2 protein-coding genes are annotated in these 2,795 nt (G+C 56.0%); both read right to left on the reverse strand.

Translation table 11 applies throughout. The annotated features are described in order from the left end of the window. Positions 1–1,363 (reverse strand): tetratricopeptide repeat protein (locus EJP87_RS17900; protein WP_193771355.1); only part of this gene is annotated, 1,363 nt, incomplete at its 3' end. Next, positions 1,360–2,412, reverse strand: a complete 1,053-nt coding sequence (gene cheB, locus EJP87_RS12605; protein WP_193771356.1) for a chemotaxis-specific protein-glutamate methyltransferase CheB — start codon at positions 2,410–2,412, stop codon at positions 1,360–1,362. The genes cheB and EJP87_RS17900, both read right to left, overlap by 4 nt. Positions 2,413–2,795 lie beyond the last annotated feature (383 nt).

A 2,795-nucleotide genomic window follows, 5' to 3' on the forward strand; every position in this document is an offset into this window, starting at 1 on the left:
GGCAGCGCCAATCGGTTCCTCTGCGTGGCAGCAGAACCCAGCAGGGGGTAGCCAGGGCACCACAGAGATGGGCCATGGCGGTGTCGACTGTGATGACCAGATCCAGTTGTCGGACGATGGCGGCGCTGTCAGCAAAATTTTCGATTTGTTCTCCCAGCGACAGGAGCGGTTGTGTGGGGGGTAAATCGCGCAATTGTTTGACCGCTTCGCCGCTTTGCAGGCTGAACCAGGCACAGTTGGGTTGGGCGTTCCAGAGCGGTTGCAGCAGTTGGATATGGGGTATAGAGCGGTGACGATCGTTGCGGTGGGCAGGGGAGCCTTGCCACAACAGGCCAATTTTCATTCTGGGATCTTGTAGGTGTGGCTGCCAGCGTTGCAAGGATTGCGGCAGGGGGTGGAGATAGGGCAGGTTTGTGGGAATAGTCTCCAGGGTGATCTTCAGTTGCCCGGGCAGGGATAACAGGAATGTCCAATAATCATGCCTGGGCGCCTTTGCCAGGGCCTGGAGGGGAAGGAGTTGGTCAACACCAGCGACTGTTTGCAGCAAAGGGAGAAGGGGCTCTTTGCAGGCAAGGGTGAGGTGGGCGGGATGGAGTTGTTTCAGGAGGGGGAGAAAGCGGGAAAACTGTATTTCATCGCCAAAGCCCTGCTCTCCGATAATCAACAGGGAGCGTCCGTGCAGATTTTCGCCTTGCCAGAAGGGGAAGGGGAGTTGCGGTAGTTCCAGAACACGCTCTTTTTTTTGCGGGTGGTAGCGGGATTCATAGAGTGGCCAACCCTCCTGGAAGCGTCCTGCCTGCAGGAGGAAGAGACTATAATTCCAGGCGGCGTCAGGATGATCGGGTTGCAGTTGCAAAGCCTGACGATAGTATGTTTCCGCTTCGGCGAAGCGCTCTTGTTCGGCGGCCAGGTTGCCCAGGTTATACCAATGGGTTGGTTGTTGTGGCTCCAGTTGCAGGGCGGTATGCAGATGCGCTTCTGCTTCGGGAAAGCGTTGCCACTCCAGCAGCAGGGTGGCCAGATTGCCATGCAGTTGTGGCTGGGCAGGTTGGCGTTGCAGGGCTGTGCGGTAGGCCTGTTCTGCTTCTGGCCAACGTCCTTGCTCCTGGTAGAGAAAGCCAAGATTGGCCAGGGCATCGGTAAAATCGGGATAGAGTTGTAGCGTGGTTTGCCACAAGCTTTCAGCCTGCTGACTCAGACCCAGTTCCAGGCTGCAAACGGCGGTCATATTGAGGAGAGTGGGGGAATAGACCCCTTTTTCCAACTGTTGGAGGGCCAATTGCAGGGCCTGTTGCGGGAGAGCTTGCTGATGCAGTCGATAGATCTCCTGGAGAGGTTCCATGGTGAGGGCAGGGGTGGTCAACGGGCAGCCAGGGATCGGGGAAGGGTGCGGCGGTCGATCAAGGTACGAATTTTGGTACCGATCTCCTGGATGGGCAGGACATAATCGGCGCAGCCGGCTTTTTGTGCGGCCAGGGGCATGCCGTAGACGGCGCAGGTGGCCTCATCCTGGACCAGGACATGGCCGCCAGAGGCTTTGATGGCTTTTGCTCCTTCGATGCCGTCGTCGCCCATGCCGGTCAAGATGACGCCAATACTTTTCATGCCGTAGCGACGAGTGACTGAGGAGAGCAGGGCGTTACAGGAAGGGCGATAGATCTCTTTGGGATGCGGCGGCACAAGGATGGCGCGACCTTGCGAAGAGATCTCCAGGTTACGATCGGCTGGGGAGAGGTAGACATGACCCGGCAGCAGTCGTTGTTGGTCGCTGGCGACGCAGATAACCAAGGGAGTTACACTTTCCAGCCACTCTACCAATTTGGGGATAAAATCGCTGTGGATATGTTGGGCGACGACGATCGGGGTACGCCAATCGGAGCCCAAGGTGTTGAGCAGGGTGATCAGGGCTTTGGGGCCACCGGTGGAGGAGGCAACAGCGATGATCCACTCCAGGGCATGTCCGCCAGAGAGAGGTTCAGATGGGGTAGGCAGATCGGAGGGTTGCCGACGCGGTGGGATGTGTCGGATCACCCGAATTTGCGACAGAAGCTTGATTTTGCGGATAAACTGGCTGGTGCTTTCTGGATTGATTTCCGCCTTGCCGAGCAGGTCGAGGGCGCCATAGGAGATGGCTTCAAAGGCGAGGTTGGCGGTATCCAGATCGGTGACGATCAAGATGGGGATGGGGTTGCTGGACATGATTTGGGCGGTGGTTTCCAAGCCATTCATGCCGGGCATGTTGACATCCATGGTAATGATGTCTGGGGCCAATTTTTCCCGTTGGCTAATGGCATCGAGGCCATTGGCGGCTTCTCCGACAACGCGGATGTCGGGATCGGTAGCCAACATTTTGCGGATGCCAAGACGGACGACAGCGCTGTCATCGACGATGAGTACCTTGATGGGATCCACAATTTTCTCCTGCACTGGGTAAGCTGTTTCGCAAGCGGATGCTCAGAGTGGCACTAGGCACTTTTCAATCCACTTGGAAAGCGCAACGATCCTTGTTTCCAACCTTTTCTGGCACGGAATATGGCTGCACTTAATCATCCCTATTGGTAACTATTCACCACCCAACACAACTGCGGGTCCAGGGAGGGCACCTCAATGCCATTAACTTAAGCCGTTACGTGTGGGGCTTATAAGCTGGCCGAACGCGAACCCCTGTCCCAAGCCTCTTTTTACGGTTATAACATCTATTTAAACGCATGGCATTACAATAGCTCGCCATGCTTTTTGTAAGTCGTTGTACCCAAATAAGCGGATTGGTTGCTGTCAGTAATTTCACGATGGTA

It is taken from the genome of Candidatus Magnetaquicoccus inordinatus (assembly GCF_004217665.1).
Lineage (GTDB): Bacteria > Pseudomonadota > Magnetococcia > Magnetococcales > Magnetaquicoccaceae > Magnetaquicoccus > Magnetaquicoccus inordinatus.